At 62.5% G+C, this 26,588-nt stretch carries 26 protein-coding genes and 4 tRNA genes; 8 read left to right on the top strand and 22 right to left on the bottom strand.

The features are described 5' to 3' along the window. Positions 1-12: 12 nt before the first annotated feature. Complete coding sequence (locus B4L76_RS20060; protein WP_025338432.1) at positions 13-294, bottom strand: GNAT family N-acetyltransferase; 282 nt, start codon at positions 292-294, stop codon at positions 13-15. A gap of 508 nt (positions 295-802) precedes the next feature. On the opposite strand from B4L76_RS20060, the gene oprI reads away from it, so the two are divergent. Then, a complete protein-coding gene (gene oprI, locus B4L76_RS20055) occupies positions 803-1,054 on the top strand; it encodes an outer membrane lipoprotei OprI (protein WP_003259780.1) in 252 nt (83 codons plus the stop codon). A 132-nt stretch (positions 1,055-1,186) separates the two neighbouring features. Here the strand turns inward: oprI and B4L76_RS20050 are convergent, their stop codons facing one another. The 3 genes from B4L76_RS20050 to B4L76_RS20040 all read right to left on the bottom strand — a co-directional run bounded on the left by B4L76_RS20050 (position 1,187) and on the right by B4L76_RS20040 (position 3,230). Then, complete coding sequence (locus tag B4L76_RS20050; RefSeq protein ID WP_296234911.1) at positions 1,187-2,164, bottom strand: L,D-transpeptidase family protein; 978 nt, start codon at positions 2,162-2,164, stop codon at positions 1,187-1,189. 111 nt (positions 2,165-2,275) lie between these two features. Beyond that, positions 2,276-2,566 (bottom strand): hypothetical protein, encoded by a 291-nt coding sequence (locus tag B4L76_RS20045; protein WP_225777168.1) that lies wholly within the window; start codon positions 2,564-2,566, stop codon positions 2,276-2,278. Positions 2,567-2,624: 58 nt separating this feature from the next. Beyond that, a complete protein-coding gene (locus B4L76_RS20040) occupies positions 2,625-3,230 on the bottom strand; it encodes an arylesterase (protein ID WP_296234910.1) in 606 nt (201 codons plus the stop codon). 10 nt (positions 3,231-3,240) lie between these two features. Between B4L76_RS20040 and B4L76_RS20035 the strand changes: the two genes are divergently transcribed. Together B4L76_RS20035 and B4L76_RS20030 are read left to right on the top strand one after the other, a co-directional pair. After that, the gene (locus B4L76_RS20035; RefSeq protein WP_296234909.1) at positions 3,241-3,924 is read left to right on the top strand and encodes an ABC transporter ATP-binding protein; all 684 of its coding nucleotides are present in this window, start codon (positions 3,241-3,243) and stop codon (positions 3,922-3,924) included. Next, positions 3,924-6,431 (top strand): ABC transporter permease, encoded by a 2,508-nt coding sequence (locus B4L76_RS20030; RefSeq protein ID WP_296234907.1) that lies wholly within the window; start codon positions 3,924-3,926, stop codon positions 6,429-6,431. Before B4L76_RS20035 ends, B4L76_RS20030 begins: the two co-directional genes overlap by 1 nt. A gap of 43 nt (positions 6,432-6,474) precedes the next feature. On the opposite strand, the gene greB is transcribed toward B4L76_RS20030, so the two are convergent. The 4 genes from greB to B4L76_RS20010 all read right to left on the bottom strand — a co-directional run bounded on the left by greB (position 6,475) and on the right by B4L76_RS20010 (position 9,461). After that, positions 6,475-6,948: a transcription elongation factor GreB gene (gene greB, locus B4L76_RS20025; RefSeq protein ID WP_289132577.1), complete on the bottom strand. Its 474-nt coding sequence runs from the start codon at positions 6,946-6,948 to the stop codon at positions 6,475-6,477. An 11-nt stretch (positions 6,949-6,959) separates the two neighbouring features. Next, positions 6,960-7,268 carry a hypothetical protein gene (locus B4L76_RS20020; RefSeq protein ID WP_296234906.1) on the bottom strand — a complete coding sequence of 103 codons (309 nt, stop codon included), beginning with the start codon at positions 7,266-7,268 and terminating at the stop codon, positions 6,960-6,962. Between the two features lie 238 nt (positions 7,269-7,506). Continuing rightward, the gene (locus tag B4L76_RS20015) at positions 7,507-7,944 is read right to left on the bottom strand and encodes a DoxX family protein (protein WP_296234904.1); all 438 of its coding nucleotides are present in this window, start codon (positions 7,942-7,944) and stop codon (positions 7,507-7,509) included. Positions 7,945-8,054: 110 nt separating this feature from the next. After that, on the bottom strand, positions 8,055-9,461 hold the full coding sequence (locus B4L76_RS20010) for a transglycosylase SLT domain-containing protein (protein ID WP_296234903.1): 1,407 nt from the start codon (positions 9,459-9,461) through the stop codon (positions 8,055-8,057). 152 nt (positions 9,462-9,613) lie between these two features. Here B4L76_RS20010 and B4L76_RS20005 point away from each other — a divergent pair, with 152 nt between their 5' ends. The 3 genes from B4L76_RS20005 to B4L76_RS19995 all read left to right on the top strand — a co-directional run bounded on the left by B4L76_RS20005 (position 9,614) and on the right by B4L76_RS19995 (position 12,452). Beyond that, positions 9,614-10,414: a TatD family hydrolase gene (locus tag B4L76_RS20005; RefSeq protein ID WP_296234902.1), complete on the top strand. Its 801-nt coding sequence runs from the start codon at positions 9,614-9,616 to the stop codon at positions 10,412-10,414. A 116-nt stretch (positions 10,415-10,530) separates the two neighbouring features. Beyond that, positions 10,531-12,009 (top strand): methyl-accepting chemotaxis protein, encoded by a 1,479-nt coding sequence (locus B4L76_RS20000; protein ID WP_296234901.1) that lies wholly within the window; start codon positions 10,531-10,533, stop codon positions 12,007-12,009. A 74-nt stretch (positions 12,010-12,083) separates the two neighbouring features. Continuing rightward, positions 12,084-12,452 carry an Mpo1-like protein gene (locus B4L76_RS19995; RefSeq protein ID WP_296234900.1) on the top strand — a complete coding sequence of 123 codons (369 nt, stop codon included), beginning with the start codon at positions 12,084-12,086 and terminating at the stop codon, positions 12,450-12,452. Positions 12,453-12,491: 39 nt separating this feature from the next. Here the strand turns inward: B4L76_RS19995 and B4L76_RS19990 are convergent, their stop codons facing one another. The 3 genes from B4L76_RS19990 to B4L76_RS19980 all read right to left on the bottom strand — a co-directional run bounded on the left by B4L76_RS19990 (position 12,492) and on the right by B4L76_RS19980 (position 14,440). After that, positions 12,492-13,289 (bottom strand): acyl-CoA thioesterase, encoded by a 798-nt coding sequence (locus B4L76_RS19990; RefSeq protein ID WP_296234899.1) that lies wholly within the window; start codon positions 13,287-13,289, stop codon positions 12,492-12,494. Positions 13,290-13,364: 75 nt separating this feature from the next. Then, positions 13,365-14,144, bottom strand: a complete 780-nt coding sequence (locus B4L76_RS19985) for a CHAD domain-containing protein (RefSeq protein WP_296234898.1) — start codon at positions 14,142-14,144, stop codon at positions 13,365-13,367. A gap of 17 nt (positions 14,145-14,161) precedes the next feature. Beyond that, on the bottom strand, positions 14,162-14,440 hold the full coding sequence (locus B4L76_RS19980) for a hypothetical protein (protein WP_003259403.1): 279 nt from the start codon (positions 14,438-14,440) through the stop codon (positions 14,162-14,164). Positions 14,441-14,620: 180 nt separating this feature from the next. Between B4L76_RS19980 and B4L76_RS19975 the strand changes: the two genes are divergently transcribed. Next, complete coding sequence (locus tag B4L76_RS19975; RefSeq protein ID WP_296234897.1) at positions 14,621-15,661, top strand: patatin-like phospholipase family protein; 1,041 nt, start codon at positions 14,621-14,623, stop codon at positions 15,659-15,661. A 67-nt stretch (positions 15,662-15,728) separates the two neighbouring features. Here the strand turns inward: B4L76_RS19975 and B4L76_RS19970 are convergent, their stop codons facing one another. From B4L76_RS19970 to B4L76_RS19920, 11 genes are all read right to left on the bottom strand, one after another. Next, entirely contained in the window at positions 15,729-17,600 is a 1,872-nt protein-coding gene (locus B4L76_RS19970; protein WP_296234895.1) for a SurA N-terminal domain-containing protein, read from the bottom strand. 183 nt (positions 17,601-17,783) lie between these two features. Next, entirely contained in the window at positions 17,784-18,056 is a 273-nt protein-coding gene (gene hupB, locus B4L76_RS19965) for a nucleoid-associated protein HU-beta (RefSeq protein WP_011533117.1), read from the bottom strand. A 152-nt stretch (positions 18,057-18,208) separates the two neighbouring features. Beyond that, positions 18,209-20,605: an endopeptidase La gene (gene lon, locus B4L76_RS19960; RefSeq protein ID WP_296234891.1), complete on the bottom strand. Its 2,397-nt coding sequence runs from the start codon at positions 20,603-20,605 to the stop codon at positions 18,209-18,211. A gap of 163 nt (positions 20,606-20,768) precedes the next feature. Then, a complete protein-coding gene (gene clpX, locus B4L76_RS19955; protein WP_003250242.1) occupies positions 20,769-22,052 on the bottom strand; it encodes an ATP-dependent Clp protease ATP-binding subunit ClpX in 1,284 nt (427 codons plus the stop codon). Between the two features lie 108 nt (positions 22,053-22,160). Then, on the bottom strand, positions 22,161-22,802 hold the full coding sequence (gene clpP / locus B4L76_RS19950; RefSeq protein WP_003259400.1) for an ATP-dependent Clp endopeptidase proteolytic subunit ClpP: 642 nt from the start codon (positions 22,800-22,802) through the stop codon (positions 22,161-22,163). 91 nt (positions 22,803-22,893) lie between these two features. After that, positions 22,894-24,207, bottom strand: coding sequence for a trigger factor (gene tig / locus B4L76_RS19945; RefSeq protein ID WP_296234886.1), 1,314 nt, complete (start codon positions 24,205-24,207; stop codon positions 22,894-22,896). Between the two features lie 246 nt (positions 24,208-24,453). After that, positions 24,454-24,753 (bottom strand): DUF6388 family protein, encoded by a 300-nt coding sequence (locus tag B4L76_RS19940; protein ID WP_025338418.1) that lies wholly within the window; start codon positions 24,751-24,753, stop codon positions 24,454-24,456. A 259-nt stretch (positions 24,754-25,012) separates the two neighbouring features. Then, positions 25,013-25,088: transfer RNA gene (locus B4L76_RS19935), tRNA-His, on the bottom strand. Positions 25,089-25,124: 36 nt separating this feature from the next. Next, positions 25,125-25,209: transfer RNA gene (locus B4L76_RS19930), tRNA-Leu, on the bottom strand. Positions 25,210-25,261: 52 nt separating this feature from the next. Beyond that, positions 25,262-25,337, bottom strand: a tRNA-His gene (locus tag B4L76_RS19925). Between the two features lie 39 nt (positions 25,338-25,376). Next, positions 25,377-25,453: transfer RNA gene (locus tag B4L76_RS19920), tRNA-Arg, on the bottom strand. A 271-nt stretch (positions 25,454-25,724) separates the two neighbouring features. On the opposite strand from B4L76_RS19920, the gene folD reads away from it, so the two are divergent. Then, positions 25,725-26,579, top strand: coding sequence for a bifunctional methylenetetrahydrofolate dehydrogenase/methenyltetrahydrofolate cyclohydrolase FolD (folD, locus tag B4L76_RS19915; protein ID WP_296234884.1), 855 nt, complete (start codon positions 25,725-25,727; stop codon positions 26,577-26,579). Positions 26,580-26,588 lie beyond the last annotated feature (9 nt).

Below are 26,588 nucleotides of genomic sequence, written 5' to 3'. Positions count from 1 at the left end.
CTTTTTTTAGAATCAGACCTTGCTGGAATGCCGCTGCTGGCGCTCCATATAGCGCTCCACATACGAGCAGGACGGAATCACCGTGTAGCCCATCTGTTCGGCGTACTCCAGGGCCCGCTCGGTCAGCGCGGCTGCAATCCCGCGGCCGCGCAGTGCGTTGGGCACGAAGGTGCGATAGATGTCCAGCGTCTGCTTGCCCAGATCCATGTACGTCAGATAGGCACGATGACCGTCCACGTTGGTCTCGAACTGATGACCGGCCTGGTCATGGTGGATGGTCAGCGCTTCGCTCATCACTACTCCTTGCAGGTCTTCTCGGCAGACCCATACCTTAACCGATGGTGGTTTATCCGGCACAGAATCCTCTACGCCACCTGTTGCCCCTTCGACCACCGAACGATTGCAATCGTTCGGAGCCTCTGGCACTCACAAGATAGTAGGCGCCGCAACCGGGATTGCTCAAGGTGGGGCGGTTGAAAATGGCGAAAATGCAGCCACAGCGACTCTTGGCCGCATGCCGGCAGGCCCACTGGATGTACTAGGGCTTAAGACGCTGAAGGACAGTTAAAGTCACCGTTAGTTCAGCAAAAAAGTTGCCGCAGTACAAACGCTTGCGCGCCCTGCGCGTTTTTTACACAGTACCTGTCGCGAATCTTGTCAGGACGGCACCAAGCAACATTTTTTTTGCAGTTCTTGCGCTTAGTCAGTTTACTTACTACAAGTAATGGGTACTATGTACGCCGGCCAGTTTCTCTTTTCCGAGAGATGGCTATTTAATAGAAAGTCCTTGAAGGGGAACACGATGAACAACGTTCTGAAATTCTCTGCTCTGGCTCTGGCCGCAGTTCTGGCTACCGGTTGCAGCAGCGTATCCAAAGAAACCGAAGCTCGTCTGACTGCGACTGAAGACGCAGCAGCTCGCGCTCAAGCTCGTGCTGACGAAGCCTACCGTAAGGCTGACGACGCACTGGCAGCCGCTCAGAAGGCTCAGCAGACCGCTGACGAAGCCAACGAGCGCGCTCTGCGTATGCTGGACAAAGCCAGCCGCAAGTAATAATCCTCACGGATTGTTATGGAGCCGACCCACTTGTGGGTCGGCTTTTTTATTGCCCACACAAAAGGCAAACGCGGCAGACAGAAACGAAAAGGCCTGCACTAAGGCAGGCCCGGGTGTGTCGCAATTAGCCTACTGCAGTTCTGCAGGAATGCTCGACACCATTGGTGCGCCGCCCTGGTTCTGGGTGGGCACGGCAATTTCCACCGGCATGCCATCTTCCGCAGCCACCACGTCACGCACCATGTCCCAGTTCATGCGCAGGTTGTTGGCCAGGTCTTCGCGCTTGAGCAAGGCATTGATAACCGCCGTGTGTTTGTCGACTACCGACGGATTGCCCTGGTCGTCCAGCGGCGTGTGCGCCTCCAGGTAGACCTTGCCGCCACTGATACCGAACTTGTACGGCTCGTTGATGATGCGCACCGGCGTACCCACCGGCACCATCTTCGACAATTCCAGCACATTGTTGTTGAGCATACGGAAGCAACCGTGGCTGGTACGCATGCCGATGCCGAACTTCTTGTTCGAACCGTGGATCAGGTAGCCCGGTACGCCCAGGGTGAACTTGAACGGCCCCAGCGGGTTGTCCGGACCAGCCGGTACCACGCTCGGCAGGATGTCGCCGTCAGCGGCGTGTTCGGCACGGATGGACGCGGGAGGGGTCCAGGTCGGGTTCGGCGTCTTGGCGGTGATTCTGGTGTTGGCGATCGGCGAACCCCAGCCCTCGCGCCCGATGCCCAGCGGGAAGGTATGCACCACGTTCTGCCCTTTCGGGAAGTAATACATGCGGTACTCTGCCAGGTTGATGACGATACCCTCACGCGGGCCAGGCGGCAGGATGTAGCGCGTCGGCAGGATGATTTCGGTGCCTGCGCCCGGCAACCACGGGTCTACACCCGGGTTGGCAGCGATCATTTCCAGGTAGCCGAGGTCGTTGGCGGTGCCAATGTCGGCGAAGGTGTCCTCGTACTTGGCCTTGATCACCTGCACCTGGCCGACGATGTCTTCACCGGGCGGTGGCAGTGGCAGCTCCAGCGCAGCAGCGGGGCCTGCTACCAGCAGGGCGGCCAGGGACAGGCTACGGGTGACGGCAGGAAAGCGCGGCAACATCCGGTAAATCCTTCGAAAGATGGGTCAAGAGAATCGATTGTACACCTGTGCCGATGCAAGCGGGAGGCATTGCCGCGATGCAAGCGTTTCAGATGATGAAAGGTGTGACGCTCAGCCGCTCTGCAGCTCCGGCCACACCGGGCGCATGCCACGCCGCTGGGCATCGAGAATGGCGCGGCACAGGTCGCACAGGCGGCCGTCGCGGTAGATTGAGCGCGGCACCCCCGACCAGCGTGGCTGCGCCGGCAGCAGGCCACCGCACAGGGTACGGTCGACCGGCACGCCCAGCTCCAGCTGACGAGCCACCAGATGGACGCGGATTTCCTGGCAGGCGAACAGATCGAGCTGCTCATCGGGCTCGATCAGTTGGTAGGCATACAGGGACCAGGCAGGGCGCGGCATCGGGGGCACTCGAAACGGGGGGCGCAACATTAGCCGAAAGCCGGCGCCGTTTAAAGCATCACAGCAAGGGTTTTATCGCCGGCCAGGCATTTTCCAGCAGGCGCTGCTGGGCGGCCTGGGCCGGGTGGATGCCATCCGCCTGCATCATCCCCGTCACACCGCCCACCCCTTCGAGGAAGAACGGCACCAGCGGTACCTGTTTTTCCGCCGCCAGCTGTTCATACACCTGGGCGAATGCGCTGGTGTAGCGCACGCCGTAATTGGGTGGCAAGCGCATGCCCAGCAGCACCACCTTGGCGCCGGCCTCGCGCGCGCGCTCGATCATCGAAGCAAGATTTTGTTGCAATTGCGCCGTCGACTGCCCGCGCAGACCATCATTGCCGCCCAACTCCAGCACCACAAGGCTCGGCTTGTGCGCTGCAAGCAGCGCCGGCAGCCGCGCCTGACCACCTGCGCTGGTATCGCCACTGATCGAGGCATTGACTACCTGATCGTCGAAACCTTCGTCCCTGAGCCGGGTCTGCAACAGGGACACCCAACCCTGGCGGGTATCCAGGCCGAAACCGGCGCTGATACTATCGCCAACAACCAGCAACGTTCCCGCCGCCGCGCTCTGGGCCAGGCAATACAGGGCCAGACCGGCACTCAACCACCACACTCGCATCGGATTCTCCATGGGCCCCAGCATTCTCGTTGCGCAGAACCTTAGCAAAGTGGTCCCCAGCGCGGAAGGTGACCTGACTATCCTGCATGCGCTGTCCCTCGACCTGGCCCGGGGCGACAGCCTGGCCATCGTCGGCGCCTCGGGCTCGGGCAAGTCGACCCTGCTTGGCCTGCTCGCCGGGCTCGACCGGCCCAGCGCCGGCCAGGTCCTGCTCGCCGGCCACGACCTCGGGCCGCTGGATGAAGACCAGCGCGCGCGGGTGCGTGCCGAACACGTGGGCTTCGTATTCCAGTCGTTCCAGCTGCTCGACAGCCTCAACGCCCTGGAAAACGTCATGCTGCCGCTGGAGCTGGATGGCCGCCGCGATGCCAGAGAACAGGCGCGCACGCTGCTCGAACGGGTCGGCCTGGGCAAGCGCCTGAGCCATACCCCGCGCCAGCTCTCGGGTGGCGAACAGCAACGCGTGGCCATTGCCCGTGCCTTCGCCGCCCAACCGGCAGTGCTGTTCGCCGACGAGCCCACCGGCAACCTCGACAGCCACACCGGCGAACGCATCAGCGACCTGCTGTTCGAGCTGAACAAGGAACGCGGCACTACCCTGGTGCTGGTGACCCATGACGAACGCCTGGCCCGGCGCTGCCGCCGCCAGATCCGCCTGGACGCAGGCCGCCTGGTGGCGCCGGTGGAGGCCTGATGACCCACATGCCGCTGTCCCGCCTGTGCGGCCTGGCCCTGCGCCAGTTGCTGCGCGACATCCGTGCCAGTGAAGTGCGCGTGCTGTTCTTTGCCCTGCTGGTGGCCGTCGCGGCCAGCACCGCCATCGGCTATTTCGGCGCCCGCCTCAACGGCGCCATGCAACTGCGTGCCAGCGAGTTCCTCGGCGCCGACCTGGTGTTGCAGGGTAGTTCCCCGCCCCGCGAACAACAGCTCACTGCCGGCAAGGCGCTTGGCTTGCGCCATGCCCAGGTGGTCGAGTTCACCAGCGTGGTGGGCGGCGACAACGGCATCCAGTTGTCCAGCGTCAAGGCCGCCGACGGCGCCTACCCGCTACGTGGGCAGGTGCGTAGCGCCGCACAACCTTACGCCACGGAAACCCCAGGCGGTGGGCCGGCGCCGGGCGAGGCCTGGGTCGAACCGCGCCTGCTGGCAGCATTGGGGCTGCCGGTCGGCGCCAGCATCGACGTCGGCATGAAAACCCTGCGTATCAGTCGCGTGCTGACCTACGAACCGGACCGCACCAACAACTTCTACAGCCTGACTCCGCGCGTGATGATGAACCTGGCTGACCTGCAAGCCACCGGCGTGATCCAGCCAGGCAGCCGGGTGACCTACCGCGACCTGTGGCGCGGCGAACCTGAGGCGCTGGCGCGCTATCGTCAGGCCGTGGAGAAAGACCTGGCCGCCAACCAGCGCTTGCGCGATACCCGCGATGGCAACCAGCAGATCGGCGGTGCCTTGGGCAAAGCCGAGCGTTACCTGAACATGGCAAGCCTGGTAGCAGTGCTGCTGGCCGGGGTCGCCGTGGCACTGTCGGCGAGCCGCTATGCGGCACGCCGCCTGGACGCCAGCGCCCTGCTACGCTGCCTGGGCCTCTCCCGCCGCCAGGCACTGGGCCTGTATTGCTTGCAACTGGCCATGCTCGGCCTGGCCGCGGCGCTGCTGGGTGCCCTGCTCGGCTGGCTGGCGCAGCTTGGCCTGTTCCGTCTGTTGCAGGGTTTGTTGCCAAATGTGGTACCCGCCGGCGGCATCGTTCCGGCGCTGGCTGGCAGCGCCACCGGGCTGGTAGCCCTGGCAGGCTTCGCCTTGCCGCCAATTGCCGCACTGGGCAAGGTGCCGCCACTTCGCGTACTGCGCCGCGACCTGCTGCCGATACCGACCAGCAGCTGGCTGGTGTATGGCGCTGCCCTGCTCGCCCTTGGCCTGATCATGTGGCGCCTCAGCCTCGACCTGCTGCTCACCTTCACCCTGCTCGGCGGCGGCCTGGTCGCCGCACTGCTGCTTGGCGGCCTGCTGTTGCTCGGCTTGCGCAGCCTGCGCCGGTTGCTGGCCGGAGCAACGCTGACCTGGCGCCTGGGGCTGGGGCAACTGCTGCGTCACCCCATGGCTGCCGCCGGCCAGGCCCTGGCCTTCGGCCTGATACTGCTGGCCATGGCGCTGGTTGCCCTGCTTCGCGCCGAACTGCTCGACACCTGGCAAGCGCAGTTGCCCAAGGATGCGCCCAACCACTTCGCCCTGAACATCCTGCCAGATGACCGCGAACCTTTCGCCCGCCAGTTGCATCAGGTCAACGCGACCTCGGCGCCACTGTACCCGGTGACACCGGGTCGCCTGGTGCAAATCAATGCGCAGCCGGTGCAGCAGGTGGTCAGCAAGGATTCGGCCGGCGAGCGCGCCGTGCAACGTGACCTCAGCCTGACCTGGGCCGCCGACCTGCCGGAAGGTAATGAGCTGACTGCAGGCAGCTGGTGGCAGAACCTGCCCGCTGCAGAGGAAATCCCTGGTGTATCGGTGGAAGCGGAACTGGCCAGCAGCCTGAAGCTGCAGTTGGGCGACCTGCTGACCTTCGACATCGGCGGCCAGCAGCACCAGGCCAGGGTCAGCAGCCTGCGCAGCGTGCATTGGGACAGCTTCCAGCCGAACTTCTACATGATCTTCCAGCCTGGCACGCTGCAAGGGTTGCCAACCACCTACCTGACCAGTTTCTACCTGGCGCCTGGCCATGACCTGGACGTTGTGGCGCTGTCACGAGCGTTCCCGGCAGTGACGATCCTGCAGGTGGACGCCCTGCTCGATCAACTGCGCAGCATTCTCGCCCAGGTGACCTTGGCGGTGGAATACGTATTGCTGTTCGTGCTGGCGGCGGGGCTGGCGGTTTTGTTCGCGGGCCTGCAGGCGACCCTGGACGAGCGTATCCGCCAAGGCGCCTTGCTGCGCGCACTAGGTGCGGCGCGCCCATTGCTGGTCAAGGCCCGGCGGATCGAGTTCGGCTTGCTGGGTGCCGCCAGTGGGCTGTTGGCGGCGATAGGCTGCGAACTGATAACGCTGGTGCTGTATCGCTATGCGTTCGACCTGCACTGGAGCCCGCATCCGTGGCTGCTGGTGTTGCCGCTGGCGGGCGCACTGCTGGTGGGTGCAGCGGGCGTGCTGGGGACGCGACGAGCGTTGAATGCCAGCCCGTTGGCGGTGTTGCGGGAAAGTTGAGAGTTGCCTGTAGCCGTGAAGCGGCCGGCCCAGGCAACACAAATTACTGGCCGTAGCTGATGCTGTTCACATACCAGGTGGCTTCCCCAGCAGGGGTCTGTACCACCACCTCGTCACCCTCCTGCTTTTTCAGCAGGGCACGGGCCATGGGCGAATCGATCGAGATGTAGTCGTTGCGCCCATAGATCTCGTCGTAGCCGACGATGCGAAACTTCATGGCCTCGCCCTCGTCGTTCTCGATTTCCACCCAGGCACCGAAAAACACCTTGCCTTCCTGCTGTGGCGAGTAGGCCACCACCTTCACATCTTCAAGGCGCTTGCGCAGGTAGCGCACCCGGCGGTCGATCTCGCGCAACAGCTTCTTGTTGTACTGGTAGTCCGCGTTCTCACTACGGTCGCCCAGCGACGCCGCCCAGGCAACTTTCTGGGTGATCTCCGGGCGGTACACCCGCCACAGGTGATCAAGCTCTTTCTTCAGCGCCTCATGGCCTTCCGTGGTGATGATGTTGGTACTCAACAGCGCACTCCTCAGCGGCGGGTAATCAGGCCTTGGCGCGCGATGCGGGTGAGATGACCGATGACTTCGGCGGCCTCTTCCGGCACCGGGGCCTGGATCACGGCCAGGTCGAAACGGTCAGCGCCATACTGCGCGAGGTGGCAACCGGTATCGGCGAACTGGATCAGGAAGGCACGCGCCTGCCCCTTGCGCCGGGACAGGCCTTCGAGGTGACGCAAAAGAGTGGGCTGATGCTGGCCGCCGAGCAGGATGCGCGGGGTGCGGGACGCCTGGCTGGCTGGCAAAGGGCTCAAACAGACACTGGTACGTGGGCAACTCATGGAGCTTCTCTCCGCCTCGCGAATCCCGCTGGGCAGCGGTGGGAGGCGTCACCGAACCAGCGCTTTAGCGGTATTTCGGATGACCCGGAGGGGGCTGTCCCGCGCCCCGCAAGTAGCTGTTTAAATCGGCGCAGGCGGTATGCTAGAGCGAGCAGCAGTAAGTTGCAAGCCGCAGGCACAAGCAGATCGATCCCGGGCTGCTCTTGCTTGCGGCTTGCGGCTGGCAACTCGCGGCGGGTTACCGGGCGATCAGGCGGTCCAGCGAGAACCGCCCGGCGCCTTCGATCAGCACTGCGACGGTACCGGCCAGCAACGCCAAGGCGAACTCATAGCCGTTGTTGGACATGAACAGGCCGTTACCGATATGCACCGAGAAGATCGCCACCGCCAGGGTCACGGTCAACGCCAGGGCCGCCGGGCGCGCCAGCAGGCCGACCAGCAGGGCCAGACCGCCGAAGAACTCGGCGCTACCGGACAGCAAGGCCATCAGGTAACCCGGAGCCAGCCCGATGCTTTCCATCCACTGGCCGGTGCCCTCCAGGCCATAGCCGCCAAACAGACCGAACAGTTTCTGCGCGCCGTGCGCCATGAAGATGATGCCGACCAGGATACGGATGACGCTGAGGCCAGCGCCGGCACGGGTGGAGACCAGCGCGTTGAGGATGGTGTGGTTCATGTCGAAGCGTCCTTGAAAGGGAAGTTGTGTTGAGATGGCGCCATCATAATCAGTTATGCAGATATGAAAACCGCAAAAAACCCAACATAACAATCGATAAAATCGATATTCTAGCGCTTCACCACAGGCTCCAGCTGAGCACGCTCCCGGTTGAAGGCCAGAAAGTACTTGTTCACGCTGTTGACGAAGTTGACCGGCCCCATGCCCACCTGCTCCATGGCAATGCGTTCGGTCTGGAAAAACCACTGGTTGCCGTTCAGCCCACGCCGCCGCGCTTCGGCGCGCATGGCCTGGACCCGTTCGGGGCCGAGGTTGTAGGCTGCCAGCACGAACGCCATGCGTTCACGCTCGTTGATCTTCGCGCTGGCAAAGAACTTGCGCCGGATCAGCGCCAGATAACGGGCGCTGGCCTGGACATTGCCATCCACCGTGGCAGTGTTGCTCACCCCCACGCGCTGCGCTGCCGAAGGCGTGATCTGCATCAGGCCATGGGCGCCGCCGGTGCCGCGAGCCGTCGGGTTGAGCGTCGATTCCTTGAAAGCCAGCGCGGCCAGGTTAAGCCAGTCGATCTGCTGTGCCTCAGCGTGTTTCTGCAGCACCGGCCGTAGCGCGTTGAGCCGCTGGCGGTCCTTGCTGGCCAGCGGGTTGTGCACCCGGTACTGGCGGCGGTAGATGCGCTCGAACGCGGCATCCTGGTTGTCCGGCGCTCGATAGCCCTGTAAAAAGCGGTCGACCGTTGCCAGCAACTGTGGCGCATCGCGGCCTACATACCAGCGCACGGCTTGCGGCGTCCCCAGCTGTACACGACTGTCCAGGCGCAGGCGCGGCATCACCCGGGCCCAGCGCCGGGCAATCGGCTGCTCGATCACGGTCAGGTGATAGATGCCGGCCTGGACCATCTCCAGCACGTCCTCCACTGCCAGGGTCGAGTCGACCCATTCCACCTTGATCGGCGCACGTTTACGCAGTGCCAACTGCTGGTTCAGCTGCTGGATCAGCGGGCCGGCGGCGCTGGCGCTGGTCAGCGCCACGGTGCGCCCGGACAACTGCTCGACGTGGCTGAAGCTGCGTTCACCCTTGCGCCCGACCAGCACCAGCGGCACCTGGTCGAGCACCGGCGCGCTGCTGCTGACGCTACGAACCGTGCCAGGGTCGAGCAGCTCGCCCGGTACGGCCAGGTCGCCCTCGCCACGCGCCAGGGCGCCCAGCAGTTGTTCCTTGGCGCGCGGAATCAATTTCAGCTGGATCTCCTGGCCGTCAGCGGCGCGGGCATTGAGGTAATGCTCCAGCGCGCGCAGGCGATAGTATTCGATGCCGACCGGCTCGCCCTTGACCTCACCCGAGCTGTTGCGGCTCTGGTTGACCAGCACCCGCAGCACCTGACTGCTGCGAATCTGTTGCAGGTCACGCACCTTGGCAGGAGGCGTGCTCTGCTGCGGTCCCGGCAGGCGCGCATGTGCCGGCCCGGTCAAGGCCAGACCAAGCGTCAGCAGTAGGATGAGCCAGCATCGCGGCATGCAGAATGTCCGTGGTCGGTGGCGACACCATGGGAAGCGCCGCCAAGTGAGAAAGACGGCAAAAGACCATGGCAACAGCATGAAGTTCTTGGTTTTTTTCGCAAAAACATGGTTTTTGCTATGCTGGCCGCCCCGCGGCACGAGGTAGCACCATGCAACTGATCGATATTGGCGTCAACCTGACCAACAGCAGTTTCCACGACCAGCAGGCAGCTGTCGTCGAGCGCGCCCTCGAAGCCGGCGTTACACAGATGATACTCACCGGCACCAGCCTGGCAGTCAGCGAGCAGGCGCTGGAACTGTGCCAGCAGCTGGATCCGAGCGCTGCCCACCTGTTCGCCACGGCGGGTGTGCACCCGCACGATGCCAAGGCCTGGGATGCCGCCAGCGAGCACCGGTTGCGCCAATTGCTGGCTGAGCCGCGTGTGCGCGCGGTGGGCGAATGTGGCCTGGATTTCAACCGCGACTTCTCCCCTCGCCCGCAACAGGAAAAAGCCCTGGAAGCTCAACTGGCACTGGCTGCCGAGCTGCACCTGCCAGTGTTCCTGCATGAGCGCGATGCCAGCGACCGTTTGCTGGCCATCCTCAAGGGCTACCGTGACCACCTGACCGGCGCGGTGGTGCACTGCTTCACCGGCGAGCGTGATGCGCTGTTCGCCTACCTGGACATGGACCTGCATATCGGCATTACCGGCTGGATCTGCGACGAGCGCCGCGGCACCCACCTGCATGGGCTGGTGGGCAACATTGCCGAAGGGCGGTTGATGCTGGAGAGCGATGCACCTTACCTGCTGCCGCGAAGCCTGCGACCCAAACCCAAGAACGGGCGCAACGAGCCGGCGTTCCTGCCAGAGGTGCTGCGCGAGGTCGCCTTGCATCGCGGGGAGTCGACCGAGCAGACGGCCGCGCATACCACGGCGACCGCGCGAGCTTTTTTCCAGATCCAGAGCTGACGCAATGAGGGCCTCGGATTTTTCTTGATGCACATCAACACCAGGTCAGGCTGACGCAGGCACAATGATGGCACCTTGCCAATATTGTTTTCGCTCAACTCAGAGAAGACCTGCCCATGGGTGCCTGGCTTAGCAATGTTTCCCTGAAGTACAAGTTCTGGGCCGTCAACGCGGTGGCCTTTGTCACGACCTTGCTGCTGGTGCTCTATGCCGTGCACCTCGAGCAGCGCGCCCGTGCCGAAGCAGCGCAGGCCCAGGCCGCCGCACAAGCGCAATTGCTGGCTGCCTGGCCAGCGGGTCAGCCGCTGCCGCGCGCGGCCAACGTCATCAGCTGGCCGGCAGGGCAAACGCCCAGCTTCGCCGGCGAGCCCCTCGATGGCCTGCGCAATGCTCTGGGCTGGGTCGAACTGCCAAGCGCCTGGCTCCTCGGCGACAACCCGTTGCGCGGCGCGCAGGTGCTGCGCAGCGGCACTCAACAGGTGGCGGTGCTGGCCCGGTCGCCAAGCCTGCGTCAGGTGTTCTTCGACCGTTTCAGCAACTACGCCGTGTGCGTGCTGATTCTCATGCTGGCCATGCTGGGTGCCTCGCAACTGCTGATCCGCTTCCTGCTCAGCCAGCTCAACACCCTCAAGGACGTGATGCTGCACGTGGAAAAAACCGGCGATCTGGCGGCCCGCGTGCCACTGGCCTGTGGCGACGAGGTCGGCCAGATGGCCGGGGCCTTCAATGCCATGCAGGCCACTTACCACCGGGTGGTCAGCACCGTCGCCCACACCGCCGCTCAACTGGATTCCGGTGCCGCGCGCCTGGCGGCGAGCATGAGCGACGTCCGCCACGGCATGCTTGGCCAGCAGAGCGAGACCGACCAGGCGGCTACTGCCATCAACGAAATGTCGGCGACTGTGCACCACATTGCCCAGCATGCCGGCGCCACCCGCGACCTGTCACAAACGGCTGACAGCCTGGCCGGTAGCGGTCAGGAGGTGGTCAGCCGGGTGCAAGATTCGATTTCCGGGCTGTCCAGCGGCGTGCAACAGACTGCGGAGATGATTCGCCAGCTCGCTGAAGACAGCCAGAAGATCAATGGCGTGGTCAACGTGATCCACAGCATCGCCGAGCAAACCAACCTGCTGGCACTGAACGCCGCCATCGAAGCCGCGCGCGCCGGCGACCTTGGACGCGGATTTGCCGTGGTGGCCGATGAAGTGCGCAACCTGGCCAAGCGCGTGCAAACCTCCACCGACGAAATCACCACCATGGTCTCGGCCCTGCAGTCAGGCACTCGCGATGCAGTGGAATTCATGCAGGAAAGCTCGTACAAGGCCGACGATTGTGTCAGGCAGGCGCGAGAGGCCGGTGAAGCACTGGCCGAGATTACCGGGGCCGTGGCACAGATGCGCGAAAGCAACACGCAGATCGCCGTGGCCGCCGAGCAGCAAAGCCAGGTGGCAGAAGAAATGAACCGTGCGGTGGTGAGCATCCGCGATGTCACCGAGCAGACCGTACAGCAGACTGTCGGCTCGGCCACCACCAGCAGCGAACTGGCGACGCTGGCCGGCGAACTGAACAAGGCTATTGGCCAGCTCAAGCTATAGTCACCATAGCCAGCCTCGATTGGCCCCCGTTCGGGGGCCGCACTAAGCTTTGGGCACAGCGAGAGGAAATGCCCATGAGCAAACGTCTGCCCAACCTGCCCGCCTGGCAATGGCGCGGCTACCATCAGAACCACCGCCACCCGACCAACCTGGTGCTGCACCTGATCGCCGTGCCGTTATTCATCCTTGGCGCGTTGCTGGTCCTGTCCGGGCTGCTCAGCCTGGATCTCGGCCAGCTTGCCGTCGGCATCATTGCCTTGATCGCCGGCCTGGGCCTGCAACGCCAGGGCCATCGGCTGGAGGCGGAACAGCCAGAGCCGTTCGCGGACCGCAAGGACGCCGTACAGCGCCTGCTCACCGAGCAGTTCATCACCTTTCCGCGCTTCGTGCTCAGCGGCGCCTGGTGGAAGGCCTGGCGCGAGCGACATAAACATCGCCGGTGATCCGGTGCGAGGCCGCTGCCCTGCGACGGTCGAGTCTGGCTAGGCGAAAACCGTCACAGTCTGGCGGCTCAACGCCAGCAACTCGCCTTGGGCCGTCCACAGTGCCGCGGCGGCATGCCCGTAACCATCGCGCGCATATTCGGTTTCCACGCGATAACGACACCAGTCGAGGCTCGACAACTGCGGGGCGGGCTGGACGAATTCAATGGTCCATGTCAGGGTGCTGCCCGCAGCGGGCTTCTTGAGGAACGGCATCAGGCTTGGCGGCCAGGCATCGACCAACGCCAGCAGGTGCGCCTCGCTGAGCGGCACTTCAGCCAACCCACGCAAACGCACCCAGCCGCCCATATGGCGCGACGGGTTGCCACTGAACGGAAGCCCGCCGACCGCCCAGCGCAAAGCCACGTGCTGCATGAACTCAGGGGTAATGCCTTTGACATGCGGCAACTCGGGGGCCGAATCGTCGAGCGCTTTCATGTCCATCGCCGGCAACGCCGGCACATCGACCACAGACGGCCGTCCCGTACCGAAATTGCCCTGCACCAGGGTCACCACCTGGCCATTCTGAACGGCACGCCCGAGCAAGGTACTGACCGCCTTGCCTTCGCGCAGCACCTCTGCCTCGAAGCGGATTGGCACATCCGCTGCCGCCGGTGCGACAAAACTGATAGCCAGTGACCGCACAGGGCGACCATCGGTGATTTTCCGGCGCATGGTCTCATACACCAGCGCCGCCATCAGCCCGCCGAACACGGCGCGCCCCTGAGCCCAGCTCGGCGGGATGCTGACTGCATCGGGGCTGGCCCGCACGGCGTCGAGCAATTGGTTGAAGTTCATAGGCTGGCTCCTGCATGCCGCGAAAGGTCTGCCCATCCTAGCCAGCAAGCCCTTGGCGATCAGCCCGCATATCGGTCATTTTTCGGGCTTTCGCCGCGCCAACGCCTGCTGCAGGGCATCCAGGGTCACATCCGACTGGTGCTCTGCCTCATGCAGCTCCTGCTCCCAGGCTGCCTTGCAAGGCGCCAGATCGCCCTGCTCGCGCGCCTGCAATAGCCATTGCAGACGATCATGCCAGTCACCCAGGTCGCCTTGGGCCTGCTTCAGCAGGCGCCGCAGTGCGTTGCCCGCATGGTCGAGCTGGGGGTAGGCCTCGTCGCCGTAGCGCGCGCGCTTGATCAGCAAGCGCAGGCGGTGGCGATCGTGTGCCGGGTCCTGCAGCGCCTGGCGCAGTTTGCGCCACTGTTTGACCAGGCGTTTGTCGATACGCTTTTCCAGCGCTTTGGTCAGGCCTTCGCGACCGGCCGCACGCAGGAACAGCGGAAACGCGTCGACAATCGCCAGCACCCGCGCCAATTGCGGGCTGTCAGCGACACTGGCGAATGTCCTGTCGCGCCCTTCCACGCGACGTTGCCCGGCCTCGGCAAAACCACGTCCGATCAGTTCGGCCGCCAGTACTTCGCGGTCACGCAGCGGCGTCGTCAGTGCCCCCAGCGCCCTGGCGGCATCCTCCAGCTGCTCGACCCCGGGCAACCCGCGCAATGGCCGCAGCAGGCTGCGCAGGCGCCGCAGCGTGGTGCGCAGGTCGTGCAGGGCCTCGCTGTCGGTGTCGGCAGCCAGGCGTTCGCGGCAGGCCAGCAGACGCACCTGCAAGGTCAGTATCTGGGCCACTACATGGTCGAGCATGGCAGGCATTCAACGATGCTCCCTGATCAGCGCCCGGCGCGGGACTCACGGATGTAGAAGCGCGCCTTCTCGGCTTTGCGGGTACAGCTTTCATAGCCTTCGAATTGCTGCTGGGTCTTGGCCCCGGTCAACAGCGACAGGGCCTTGGAATAGCTCACGGCACCGGCAAAGCCTTCGGCCTTGGCCAGGTCCAGCTCTTTCCAGGCAGCATCCAACTGGGTTGCGCAGCTCTCACGATAGGCCGTCTTGCCCGCACAGCCAGCAAGGGCCAAGGCAATCAGTGGAAGGCAGATCCAGGCTTTCATCAGTTATGACCTCAATGGGAAAAAACAGTGGCCGTTCGACGCTCCGGATGCTCAAAAGTGCCGCTCCCGGACAGCTTTGTCTTGCCAGTTTTATTACAGTAGCTCAGCGCGGTCTACATTGAAGCACAGGCAGCGATGGGTGCATTGTAGAACCAGGGTTGCACTGGCCGGGGAACATTCATGAGCAAACGCGTGGCACTGGTACTGGGATCGGGTGGAGCCCGAGGATATGCACACATCGGGGTGATCGAGGAAATCGAGCGACGCGGCTACGACATTGCCTGTATTGCCGGCTGCTCGATGGGCGCCGTGATCGGGGGGATCTACGCCGCGGGCAAGCTGGGAGAGTACCGCAACTGGATCGAGAGCCTCGACTACCTGGATGTGCTACGCCTGGTCGATGTCAGCTTTCGTCTCGGCGCGATTCGCGGCGACAAGGTGTTCGGGCAGATTCGCAAGATTGTCGGCGAGATCAACATCGAGCAATTGCGCATCCCTTACACGGCGGTTGCAGCCGACCTCACCAACCAGCAGGAGATCTGGTTCCAGGAAGGTTGCCTGCACCAGGCCATGCGCGCCTCGGCGGCCATCCCCAGCCTGTTCACGCCGGTGATGCAAGGCAACCGCATGCTGGTCGACGGCGGCATCCTCAACCCGTTGCCGATCGTACCGGTGGTGTCCAGCCACTGCGACCTGATCATTGCCGTCAACCTCAACGCCACCAACCAGAAGCAGTACCAGTTGCCGGTGATCGAACGCCCCGCCGCATTCAAGATGCGTTTCGATGCGTTGCTCAGCTCGCTGGGGTCACGCCTGCCGTTCCGGCGCAAGCCGGCAGAAGAGTTGATCCGCATCGAACAGGAAATCATCGCCGAAGGGCTTGCACCGCCAAACCCGTGGCTGGCCGATGCCGCCGCCCCGGAAGCCCAGCAGCCGGCAGCGGCGCCAGAACGCGAGGGCGCGCCCAAGTCGGCGACCGGCTCGTTCATCATCGACAACGTGGGGCCCGCTTCGCTGCTGGACCTGATCAACCAGAGTTTCGAGGTGATGCAGACGTCGTTGGCGCAGTACAAGATCGCGGGCTATCCACCGGATGTGCTGATCAACGTGCCCAAGCGGGTATGCCGGTTTTTCGAGTTCTACAAGGCGCCTGAGCTGATTGCCCTGGGGCGAGAGATTGCGCGGGATACGCTGGATAATCATGAAGGGGTGAAGCGCTAGGCCGGAACAGGCGGCAGAGATAGAACAGGCCGCACTAGGCGGCCTGTCCGTTCATCCGTCCATCACCTTAGTAGCGGGTGATGTCGGCTTTGGCTTCCAGTTGCTTGCGGTAGGCCGCAAAGTCCTGCTGGCCAGCACGCGACGCGAGGTAGCGGCGAATCTGCTGCTTCTCTTCATCGGTAGCGGTAGCGCCTTCGTTGACGCCTTTGAGCTGCAGTACTACCAGGCTACCGTCACGCAGCACCACGCTGCCATACACCGGCTTGTCCTTGGATTGCGGCTTGGCCAGGCGGAACAGCGCTTGCAGCTCGGCCGGGTCAATGCCGTCCGCGCCGCGGGTGACCGCCTCGTAAGCCTTCCAGCCCTGCCCTTCGTGCACGCCAGCAGCGCTGACGGAACCGTCACGCAGGCCGGCAATCAGCTTGTCGGCCTTGGCCTTGAGCTCGGCAGTGGCCTTTTCTTTGGCCAGGTGTTCGCGAATGTTGTTGGCCACCGCGTCCAGCGGCAGTTGCGCCGGCTTGCGGTGCTCCTTGACGCGCAGCACCACGGTGGTTTCCGGGTCGAGTTCGATGGCAGTGCTGTTGGCACCCTCATCCAGCACTTCTTCGGAGAACGCAGCCTGCACCACCGAACGGTTGGCAGTGATGCCTTCGCCGCCCTCACGACCGAAGGCTGCAGAGGTATGCACCTTCAGGTTCAGGTCCTGGGCCGGCTGGGCCAGGTCGGAGGCCTCGTAGGCAGCATCCTGCAACTGCTTGCTGGCATCGACGTAACGCTGCTCGACCAGGGGAATCTTCAGGTCCCGGGTCAGCTTGTCCTTGAGGCTGGCAAAGCTCGGTACTTCCGGCGCCTGCACGCCCAGCAGCTTGATCAGGTGATAGCCGAACTGGGTACGCACCGGCGCGGACACCTGCCCATCCTGCAGTTTGTACAGGGCATCCTCGAACGCCGGGTCATAAACACCTGGGCCGGCGAAACCAAGGTCACCACCGCTACCGGCCGAACCAGGGTCCTGCGAGAACTCCTTGGCCAGTGCGGCAAAGTCCTCACCCTTGGCCAGGCGCTGCGCGATCTCTTCGGCACGGGCCTTGGCCTGGGCGTCGGTGACCTTGTCGTTGACCTCGATCAGGATGTGCGCAGCGTGACGCTGCTCGGCGAGGTTGGCGATTTCCTTCTCGTACTGGGCCTTGAGCTCTTCGTCGCTCACCTTGACCTGGTCGAAGAACGCCGACTTCTTCAGCTCGACGTAGTCGATCACAACCTGGTCAGGCGACATGAACTCCTTGGCGTGCTGGTCGTAGTGCGCCTTGACTTCTTCATCGCTGACCTTGACCGCAGCCGGGTCGGCCTTGAAGGTCAGGGAGGCGAAGTCACGGGTCTGCTTCTCGAGGCGGGCAAAGGCATCGACCTGCTGGTCAGTGACGAAGCTGCTGCCGGCCAGGCCGGTGCGCAACTGGCCAATGAGCATTTCCTCGGCCAGCATGTCGCGGAACTGCATGCGGCCGTAGCCCATCTGGCGGATGACCTGGTCGAAGCGGTCGGCGCTGAACTTGCCGTCCACCTGGAATTCCGGTGTCTGCAGGATGACCTGGTCCAGCGCAGCCTCGGAGAAGGCGAACTTGGCGTCTTCGGCGCCTTGCAACAGCAGCTTGCGGCTGATCAGGCCTTTGAGTGCCTCTTCACGCAGCAACTTGTCATCCAGCAACGCCGGGTCGAAATCCTTGCCCAACTGTTGCATCAGCTGGCGGCGCTGCATGTCGGCCGCCTGGCTCAACTCGTTCTGGCTGATGGTCTGGCCATTCACCTTGGCGGCGTCCTGGCTATGAGTAGCGGCCTGGAAAATGGCTTCGAAGCCGGTCAACGCCATCAAAACGACAATAAGGCCGATGATGGTCTTGGCAATCCAACCTTGTGAATTGTCCCTGATATTTTGCAGCATGCGTCCCCCAGAAACGGCTGTACCACTGCGTCGACAACCGCGGAGCGTGGGTAGAAACCTGATAAAAGAAAGGCGCATCCGAGGATGCGCCTTTTCTTAGCAAACGTGTCAGGCGGGAACGTTTGCGCCCCCGCCGTCAGCGTGCTCGGACCTGGCCAGGCCGGGTCCGGCTGAAGAGACGACTTAGTTGACGGCGTCTTTCAGGCCTTTGCCAGCCTTGAAACCTGGAACCTTGGCGGCTGCGATCTTGATTGCCTTACCGGTTTGCGGGTTGCGGCCGGTGCGCTCAGCGCGCTCCTTGACCGAGAAGGTACCGAAGCCAACCAGTACCACATCGTCACCTTGCTTCAGGGCGCCGGTGACGGATTCGATGACTGCGTCCAGCGCACGGCCGGCTACAGCTTTCGGGATGTCAGCAGATGCGGCGATAGCGTCAATCAGTTCCGACTTGTTCACTCTAAGTCCCCTTATTTCTCAATTGAGTTTGTTTCTAAGTATGTAATGAAAAGCTTATGAAACGTGCGCTGGGTGGCCTGATGACACTAGCGTGCCGCTTTATAGCAAGGCCCCGAAAAAACTGTCAAGGAACGCCCCCCAGCCAGAAACTACTAGTGCGTGCTGATTCTTTCCTTAGCATCGCCGTCGCGCTTTTCATCTTTCGCGACAATCTCCGGAGCCACATCTGGCAAGGGCTCCGGGGCGTATTGCAGCGCAATTTGCAGGACTTCGTCAATCCATTTGACCGGTTTGATCTGTAGATCCTGTTTGATATTTTCCGGAATCTCCTTCAGATCGCGAACATTCTCCTCGGGAATGATCACCGTCTTGATACCGCCACGGTGTGCCGCCAGCAGTTTTTCCTTCAAACCGCCAATCGCCAACACCTGGCCACGCAGGGTGATTTCGCCGGTCATCGCCACGTCGGCCCGAACCGGAATCTGCGTCAGCGCCGAGACCAACGCCGTGCACATGCCGATACCAGCGCTCGGGCCGTCTTTCGGCGTGGCGCCTTCAGGCATGTGGATGTGCACGTCGTGCTTCTCGTGGAAGTCGGCGGCGATCCCCAGGCTGCGGGCGCGGCTGCGCACCACGGTCTGTGCGGCGGTAATCGATTCGACCATGACATCGCCCAGCGAACCGGTCTTGATCAACTGGCCCTTGCCAGGGATGACCACGGCTTCGATGGTCAGCAGCTCGCCACCGACCTGGGTCCAGGCCAGGCCGGTGACCTGGCCGATCTGGTCCTGCTGCTCGGCCAGGCCATAGCGGAACTTGCGCACGCCCAGCAGGTGCTCCAGCTGCTCGCTGGCGACCTTGACCTTGACCTGCTTCTGCCCGGCATGTTCCTTGACCACCTTGCGGCAGACCTTGGCAATTTGCCGCTCCAGCCCACGCACACCCGCTTCGCGAGTGTAGTAGCGGATGATGTCGCGAATCGCCGAAACGTCGACCTCCAGCTCTTCCTTTTTCAGGCCGTTGGCCTTGACCTGCTTGGGCACCAGGTACTTGACCGCAATGTTGATCTTCTCGTCCTCGGTGTAGCCCGGCAGGCGGATGACTTCCATCCGGTCGAGCAGCGCCGGCGGAATGTTCATCGAGTTCGAGGTGCACAGGAACATCACGTCCGACAGGTCGTAGTCGACCTCCAGATAATGATCGTTGAAATTGTGGTTTTGCTCGGGGTCGAGCACTTCGAGCAGTGCCGAGGCCGGATCGCCACGCATGTCGCTGCCCATCTTGTCGATTTCGTCCAGCAGGAACAGCGGGTTGCGTACACCCACCTTGGTCATCTTCTGGATCAGGCGACCAGGCATGGAACCGATGTAGGTCCGGCGGTGACCGCGGATCTCGGCCTCGTCACGCACGCCACCCAGGGCCATGCGCACGAACTTGCGGTTGGTGGCCGCAGCGATCGACTCGGCCAGCGAGGTCTTGCCGACGCCAGGCGGGCCGACCAGGCACAGTACCGGGCCACGGATCTTCTTGACGCGCTTCTGCACGGCAAGATATTCGAGAATGCGGTCCTTGACCTCTTCCAGCCCATAGTGGTCGGCATCGAGGATTTCCTCGGCCTTGGCCAGGTCCAGGCGCACTTTGCTCTGGGCCTTCCACGGCACCTGCACCAGCCAGTCGAGGTAGGAGCGGACCACGGTGGCCTCGGCCGACATCGGCGACATCTGCTTGAGCTTGTTCAGCTCGGCCTGGGCCTTGGCCAGGGCATCCTTGGGCAGGCCAGCGGCTTCGATGCGCTTTTTCAGCTCTTCGACTTCGTTGTGGCCTTCGTCGCCATCGCCGAGCTCTTTTTGAATGGCTTTCATCTGCTCATTCAGGTAGTACTCGCGCTGGCTGCGCTCCATCTGCTTCTTGACCCGACCGCGAATGCGTTTCTCAACCTGCAACAGATCGATTTCGGCATCCAGCAGCGCCAGCACATGCTCGACACGGGTCGGCAGGTCGACGATTTCGAGAATTTCCTGCTTCTGCTCGATCTTCAAAGCCATGTGCGCGGCCATGGTGTCGACCAGGCGCCCAGGCTCTTCGATGCTGTTCAGCGACGACAGCACCTCGGCAGGGACTTTCTTGCCCAATTGCACGTACTGCTCGAACTGCGACAGCAGGGTGCGCACGAAGACTTCCGATTCACGCTCGGCGGCATCGGCTTCGTCGATCAGGGAAACCTCGGCACGGATGTGCCCTTCTGCTTCGCTGAAGCGCTCTACGGCGCCACGCTGCTCGCCCTCGACCAGCACCTTGACGGTGCCATCGGGCAGTTTCAACAGCTGCAGCACGGTGGCAACGGTACCGACGCGATACAGAGCGTCTTCGCCCGGGTCATCGTCGGCCGGGTTTTTCTGGGCCAGCAGGAGGATCTGCTTGTCGCCCGTCATCGCCGCCTCAAGGGCTTCGATGGACTTTTCGCGCCCCACGAACAGCGGGATGACCATGTGCGGGTAAACAACGACATCGCGCAATGGCAAAAGAGGCAAGTCGAGGGTGGTCTTCATGATTTCGCCTCTACAGCGGCCTTGTGGCCGGAAACCGGTGGAAATGATGCTTGGAGCTAATGTGGGGGCATGCCTGGGAAATTACAAGCGCTAGCGCAGGAAAAGCAGAAAGGGGCCCGTAGGCCCCCTTCTTGCTCGCAACCGTCAGCGGCCATCGCCTGGATCAGGCGTCCGGCGCAGCCTTGGCCTGCGGCTCGCTGTTTTCGTAGATCATCAGCGGCTGCGAAGTACCCTCGATGACGCTCTCGTCGATCACCACCTTGCTGACATCCTTCTTCGAAGGAATCTCGTACATGGTGTCGAGCAGCACGCCTTCGAGGATCGAACGCAGGCCACGGGCGCCGGTCTTGCGCTCCAGGGCCTTGCGCGCAACGGCCTTGAGCGCATCGCTGCGGAACTCGAGGTCGACGCTTTCCATCTCGAACAGCTTGGCATACTGCTTGGTCAGGGCGTTCTTCGGCTCGGTGAGGATCTGCATCAGCGCAGCCTCATCCAGCTCGTCGAGGGTTGCCAGTACCGGCAGACGACCGACGAATTCCGGGATCAGGCCAAACTTGACCAGATCGTCCGGCTCGACCTCACGCAGGGACTCGCCAACCTTCTTGCCTTCTTCCTTGCTGCGTACTTCGGCGCCAAAACCGATGCCACCCTTGGTGGAGCGGTTCTGGATGACCTTTTCCAGGCCCGAGAAGGCGCCACCGCAGATGAACAGGATGTTGCGGGTATCAACCTGCAGGAATTCCTGTTGCGGGTGCTTGCGGCCGCCCTGCGGCGGTACCGAGGCTACGGTGCCTTCGATCAGCTTCAGCAGTGCCTGCTGCACGCCCTCGCCCGAAACGTCACGGGTGATGGACGGGTTGTCCGACTTGCGCGAGATCTTGTCGATCTCGTCGATGTAGACGATGCCCATCTGGGCCTTTTCCACGTCGTAGTCGCACTTCTGCAACAGCTTCTGGATGATGTTCTCGACGTCCTCACCCACGTAACCGGCTTCGGTCAGGGTGGTGGCGTCAGCAATGGTGAACGGTACGTTCAACAGACGTGCAAGGGTTTCGGCGAGCAGGGTCTTGCCCGAGCCGGTCGGCCCGATGAGCAGGATGTTGCTCTTGCCGAGTTCGACTTCGTCACCCTTCTTGTCACGCTGGTTCAGGCGCTTGTAGTGGTTGTATACCGCTACGGCCAGCACCTTTTTCGCGCGCTCCTGACCAATTACGTACTGGTCCAGGATGCCGCTGATTTCTTTCGGCGATGGTAATTTGTGCGCGCTGCTTTCGGCCTGGGCTTCCTGCACCTCCTCACGGATGATGTCATTGCACAGGTCGACGCACTCGTCGCAGATAAATACCGAGGGCCCGGCAATCAATTTGCGCACTTCGTGCTGGCTTTTGCCGCAGAAGGAGCAATAGAGCAATTTGCCGCTGTCCTCGCCGTTACGGGTGTCAGTCATTCGATCGATCCAATCCGGTAGGCTTGCAACACAAGATGAAGGCAATTGCGGGCTTTTTCAAGTCCGCAGGTAGGCGCTTTCCGCACCCACCTGCTCTGGCACCCCGGTTCAGGAGGCCAGTTGCCGCTTGTCGTAGACCGAGTCGATCAGGCCGTACTCGGCCGCGCGCGAGGCGCTCATGAAGTTGTCACGCTCGGTGTCACGCTTGATGGTTTCGAGGTCCTGGCCGGTGTGATAGGCCAGCAGCTCGTTCAGACGGGCCTTGATATTGAGGATCTCCTGGGCGTGGATCTCGATATCGGTGGCCTGACCCTGGAAGCCGCCCAGCGGCTGGTGGATCATCACGCGCGAATTCGGCAGGCAGTGGCGCTTGCCCTTGGCACCTGCGGCCAGCAGGAAGGCACCCATGCTGCAGGCCTGGCCGATGCAGATGGTCGAGACGTCCGGCTTGATGAACTGCATGGTGTCGTAGATCGACATGCCGGCGGTAACGGAACCGCCCGGCGAGTTGATGTACAGATGGATATCCTTGTCCGGGTTTTCTGCTTCCAGGAACAGCAGTTGCGCCACGACGAGGTTGGCCATGTAGTCCTCTACCGGGCCAACCAGGAAGATCACACGCTCCTTCAACAGGCGCGAGTAGATGTCGTAAGCGCGTTCGCCACGGGCGGACTGCTCGATAACCATCGGGACCAGGCCGCCTGCGGCCTGGATGTCAGAGCTCTGCTGAATATAAGAATTGCGGGACATGTCCTGCGCTCACTCCCAAATAGTCATGGCTTGAATACGCACAAGCCAGCTCGAAGGCTGGCTTGTGGGGGTTTCCTACGAGAGAAGCCTGTTACTCAGCGGCGGCAGGAGCCTGTGCTGGCTTAACGGCATCTTCGTACGAGACCGACTTGTCGGTCACAGTCGCTTTCTGCAGAACAGTATCTACAACTTGCTCTTCCAGCACAACCGAACGGACTTCGTTCAGTTGCTGGTCGTTCTTGTAGTACCAGGCGATAACCTGCTCAGGCTCCTGGTAGGCTGAGGCCATTTCCTCGATCATTTCGCGAACCTTGCCTTCATCCGGCTTCAGTTCGAACTGCTTGACCACTTCGGCGACGATCAGGCCCAGGACCACGCGACGCTTGGCTTGCTCTTCGAACAGCTCGGCCGGCAGTTGCTCAGGCTTGATGTTGCCACCGAACTGCTGAACAGCCTGCACGCGCAGACGGTTGACTTCGTTTTCCAGCAGCGCTTTCGGTACTTCAATCGGGTTGGCGGCCAGCAGACCGTCCATGACCTGGTTCTTCACCTTGGCCTTGATGGCCTGGCGCAGTTCACGCTCCATGTTCTTGCGAACTTCGGCGCGGAAGCCTTCCAGGGTGGTTTCCTTGATGCCGAACTGGGCGAAGAATTCCTCGTTCAGTTCTGGCAGCACCGGGGCAGCAACGCTGTTGACGGTGATGGTGAACTCGGCGGCCTTGCCGGCCAGGTCCAGGTTCTGGTAGTCCTCGGGGAAGGTCACGTTGACAACGCGCTCTTCACCCGCCTTGGCGCCAACCAGGCCGTCTTCGAAGCCCGGGATCATGCGGCCGGAGCCCAGCACCAGCTGGGTACCCTTGGCCGAACCGCCGGCGAACACTTCACCGTCGACCTTGCCGACGAAGTCGATGTTGACCTGGTCGTCTTTCTGCGCAGCGCGCTCGACGGCCTCGAAACGGGTGTTCTGCTTGCGCAGCACTTCCAGCATGTTGTCCAGGTCGGCTTCAGCCACTTCGGCGCTCAGGCGCTCGACGCTGATCGACTCGAGGCCGGCAACGGTGAACTCAGGGAACACTTCGAAGATGGCGACGAATTCCAGGTCCTTGCCCTTCTCGAAGGACTTCGGCTCTACCGCAGGGGCACCAGCCGGGTTCAGCTTCTGCTCGACGATGGCCTCGTAGAAGGAAGCCTGGACCAGATCACCGAAAGCCTCTTGACGGGCATCGGCCTCGAAGCGCTGACGGATCACGCTCATCGGCACCTTGCCTGGGCGGAAGCCTGCAACCTTGGCGCGCTTGGCAGTCTGTTGCAGACGCTTGTTGACTTCGTTCTCGACGCGCTCGGCCGGAACGGCGATGGTCATGCGGCGCTCGAGAGCGGAAGTGTTTTCAACAGAAACTTGCATGGATATTCCTCGTTGCACAGACGTTAGCCGGCGTTAGCCCGACTCCAGAATCAAGGGCAAGCATTCTAGTGAGTCGCGCAGCAGAAGTCACCCCACCCGGGACGATGGGAAGCCACGCCGGTCGATTAGCTTTCAAGGCCCGTACGGCATGCCGCGGGGCCTGTTTCAAAAAGGGCTGCACGGCGCCTTGGGCGCCCCACAGCCGAAATACCTTGTCAAACAACTGCCGCGACGAATTCGCTTCCTTTATTCAGGATCGATCTCGTTGAACTGGCAGTACTCTTCCCATTCCATCCCCAGCGCTTCAGCCACCTCGCGGTGTGTCTCCAGGCGCATGGCCTGCAGTTGCTCAGGGGTTTCGGCGATCAGTTGCAGGGCCAGCTCCCAAGGCTGAATGCCCTGCTCCTCGGCTGCATCTTCGAAGGCCCACTCGATCTGCTGGGCCTGCTCACGCGCATCCAGCTCGCGGATCTCTTCGAGCAGTTGCGGATTGGCCTCGGCAAAACGCTGCAGCGCCAGTGCCTGACGGGCTTCTTTTGCGATCATCGGGTTGTTCCTCTGCCGGCCAGCTGGGCCGGTGCTTCAACCGGCTGAAATCTAACAGCTTTTATTGGGGTGCTACCAGAGGATTGCAAGGGGGAGATTGAGTTTAATGGCTGCGAAGCTCATGGCCTGAGCCTTGTAGCGCCCGCGGGACCGAGCGCCGCGCGGACACTTGATAACACAGCCACCAAAACCATCAAGGCACACACCCCAGAAACAACAAAGGCGCCCAGTCTCACGACCAAGGCGCCTTCGAAGAATATGGGGTGGACGATGGGAATCGAACCCACGACAACTGGAATCACAATCCAGCGCTCTACCAACTGAGCTACGCCCACCATATAGCGGTCTTGCGGTACAACCTTACAGAAGCATGGTGCGGACGAAGAGACTCGAACTCTTACAGCTTGCGCCGCTGGAACCTAAATCCAGTGTGTCTACCAATTTCACCACGTCCGCGTAACGCTTAAAACAAAGGCGCCAGATGCTATCGCGGCGCCTTTGAAGAATATGGGGTGGACGATGGGAATCGAACCCACGACAACTGGAATCACAATCCAGCGCTCTACCAACTGAGCTACGCCCACCATATTGCATTACAACCACTTGTTGCCAAAGCTGCCTAATGGCGCACCCGGCAGGACTCGAACCTGCGACCATCCGCTTAGAAGGCGGATGCTCTATCCAGCTGAGCTACGGGCGCTTAAGCTTGAAGCCTAACCGAACGAGACCTTAACAGGTAACTGTCAAACCACTCATTCTGCCCGACTTCGCCAACCAGTGCTAGGCTGTGCCCGACAAGTGCGGCGAATCTTATAGGCGAGCCTGAATGTCGTCAACACCTTTCTCAAAAAAATTTAAATTATTTAAGGGCTTAGGGGATTTGCCCGACCACCCGCCTTTGCCCTTGGCCCGTGTCGTGCGAGAATGCGCCCTCTTTAATTGTTTCCTTCTCGATGGTTAATCACGCGTCTATGACTGCACACCTAATCGATGGCAAGGCGATCGCCGCCAGCCTGCGCCAGCAGATCGCTCAACGTGTCGTGGAGCGTCGCCAGCAAGGCCTGCGTACACCCGGCCTGGCAGTGATCCTGGTCGGCACCGACCCCGCCTCCCAAGTCTATGTCTCGCACAAGCGCAAGGACTGCGAAGAGGTCGGTTTCATTTCGCAGGCGTTCGACCTGCCCAGCGACACCACGCAGCAGGCCCTGACCGAGCTGATCGACCGCCTCAATGACGACCCGGCCGTCGATGGCATCCTCCTGCAACTGCCGCTGCCGGCGCACCTGGACGCCTCGCTGCTGCTCGAACGCATTCGCCCGGACAAGGACGTGGACGGTTTCCATCCGTACAACATCGGCCGCCTGGCCCAACGCATCCCGCTGCTGCGCCCGTGCACGCCGAAGGGCATCATGACCCTGCTGGAAAGCACTGGCCAGGACCTGTACGGCATGAACGCGGTCATCGTCGGCGCATCCAACATCGTGGGCCGCCCGATGGCCATGGAACTGCTGCTGGCCGGCTGCACCGTGACGGTCTGCCACCGCTTCACCAAGGACCTGGCCGGCCATGTCGGGCGCGCCGACCTGGTGGTCGTGGCTGCCGGCAAGCCGGGCCTGGTCAAGGGCGAATGGATCAAGCAAGGGGCCATCGTCATCGACGTCGGCATCAACCGCCAGGACGACGGCAAGCTGGTCGGCGACGTGGTCTACGAGACCGCCCTGCCGCGCGCGGGCTGGATCACCCCGGTGCCGGGTGGCGTCGGGCCGATGACCCGGGCATGCCTGCTGGAGAACACCCTGTATGCGGCGGAAGAGCTGCACAAATAACACCGCGTG

This window comes from Pseudomonas sp. UBA4617, assembly GCF_002386445.1.
Taxonomy (GTDB): domain Bacteria; phylum Pseudomonadota; class Gammaproteobacteria; order Pseudomonadales; family Pseudomonadaceae; genus Aquipseudomonas.
Note: the sequence above shows the minus strand (reverse complement) of the source record. Positions and strands in the feature narration are given on the sequence as shown.

What these genes read in the sequence shown, in the direction of transcription:
- B4L76_RS19990 (WP_296234899.1), bottom strand. Translation starts at nt 13,289, where the DNA reads ATGAACTTCAACCAATTGCTCGACGCCGTGCGGGCCAGCCCCGATGCA.
- B4L76_RS19970 (WP_296234895.1), bottom strand. Translation starts at nt 17,600, where the DNA reads ATGCTGCAAAATATCAGGGACAATTCACAAGGTTGGATTGCCAAGACC.
- B4L76_RS19940 (WP_025338418.1), bottom strand. Translation starts at nt 24,753, where the DNA reads ATGATCGCAAAAGAAGCCCGTCAGGCACTGGCGCTGCAGCGTTTTGCC.
- B4L76_RS20035 (WP_296234909.1), top strand. Translation starts at nt 3,241, where the DNA reads ATGGGCCCCAGCATTCTCGTTGCGCAGAACCTTAGCAAAGTGGTCCCC.
- B4L76_RS20020 (WP_296234906.1), bottom strand. Translation starts at nt 7,268, where the DNA reads ATGAGTTGCCCACGTACCAGTGTCTGTTTGAGCCCTTTGCCAGCCAGC.
- B4L76_RS20010 (WP_296234903.1), bottom strand. Translation starts at nt 9,461, where the DNA reads ATGCCGCGATGCTGGCTCATCCTACTGCTGACGCTTGGTCTGGCCTTG.
- B4L76_RS19975 (WP_296234897.1), top strand. Translation starts at nt 14,621, where the DNA reads ATGAGCAAACGCGTGGCACTGGTACTGGGATCGGGTGGAGCCCGAGGA.
- B4L76_RS20060 (WP_025338432.1), bottom strand. Translation starts at nt 294, where the DNA reads ATGAGCGAAGCGCTGACCATCCACCATGACCAGGCCGGTCATCAGTTC.
- B4L76_RS19995 (WP_296234900.1), top strand. Translation starts at nt 12,084, where the DNA reads ATGAGCAAACGTCTGCCCAACCTGCCCGCCTGGCAATGGCGCGGCTAC.
- B4L76_RS20045 (WP_225777168.1), bottom strand. Translation starts at nt 2,566, where the DNA reads ATGCCGCGCCCTGCCTGGTCCCTGTATGCCTACCAACTGATCGAGCCC.
- folD (WP_296234884.1), top strand. Translation starts at nt 25,725, where the DNA reads ATGACTGCACACCTAATCGATGGCAAGGCGATCGCCGCCAGCCTGCGC.
- clpX (WP_003250242.1), bottom strand. Translation starts at nt 22,052, where the DNA reads ATGACTGACACCCGTAACGGCGAGGACAGCGGCAAATTGCTCTATTGC.
- tig (WP_296234886.1), bottom strand. Translation starts at nt 24,207, where the DNA reads ATGCAAGTTTCTGTTGAAAACACTTCCGCTCTCGAGCGCCGCATGACC.
- B4L76_RS20050 (WP_296234911.1), bottom strand. Translation starts at nt 2,164, where the DNA reads ATGTTGCCGCGCTTTCCTGCCGTCACCCGTAGCCTGTCCCTGGCCGCC.
- B4L76_RS20005 (WP_296234902.1), top strand. Translation starts at nt 9,614, where the DNA reads ATGCAACTGATCGATATTGGCGTCAACCTGACCAACAGCAGTTTCCAC.
- B4L76_RS20015 (WP_296234904.1), bottom strand. Translation starts at nt 7,944, where the DNA reads ATGAACCACACCATCCTCAACGCGCTGGTCTCCACCCGTGCCGGCGCT.
- clpP (WP_003259400.1), bottom strand. Translation starts at nt 22,802, where the DNA reads ATGTCCCGCAATTCTTATATTCAGCAGAGCTCTGACATCCAGGCCGCA.
- B4L76_RS20030 (WP_296234907.1), top strand. Translation starts at nt 3,924, where the DNA reads ATGACCCACATGCCGCTGTCCCGCCTGTGCGGCCTGGCCCTGCGCCAG.
- lon (WP_296234891.1), bottom strand. Translation starts at nt 20,605, where the DNA reads ATGAAGACCACCCTCGACTTGCCTCTTTTGCCATTGCGCGATGTCGTT.
- B4L76_RS19980 (WP_003259403.1), bottom strand. Translation starts at nt 14,440, where the DNA reads ATGAAAGCCTGGATCTGCCTTCCACTGATTGCCTTGGCCCTTGCTGGC.
- B4L76_RS19985 (WP_296234898.1), bottom strand. Translation starts at nt 14,144, where the DNA reads ATGCCTGCCATGCTCGACCATGTAGTGGCCCAGATACTGACCTTGCAG.
- B4L76_RS20000 (WP_296234901.1), top strand. Translation starts at nt 10,531, where the DNA reads ATGGGTGCCTGGCTTAGCAATGTTTCCCTGAAGTACAAGTTCTGGGCC.
- oprI (WP_003259780.1), top strand. Translation starts at nt 803, where the DNA reads ATGAACAACGTTCTGAAATTCTCTGCTCTGGCTCTGGCCGCAGTTCTG.
- B4L76_RS20040 (WP_296234910.1), bottom strand. Translation starts at nt 3,230, where the DNA reads ATGCGAGTGTGGTGGTTGAGTGCCGGTCTGGCCCTGTATTGCCTGGCC.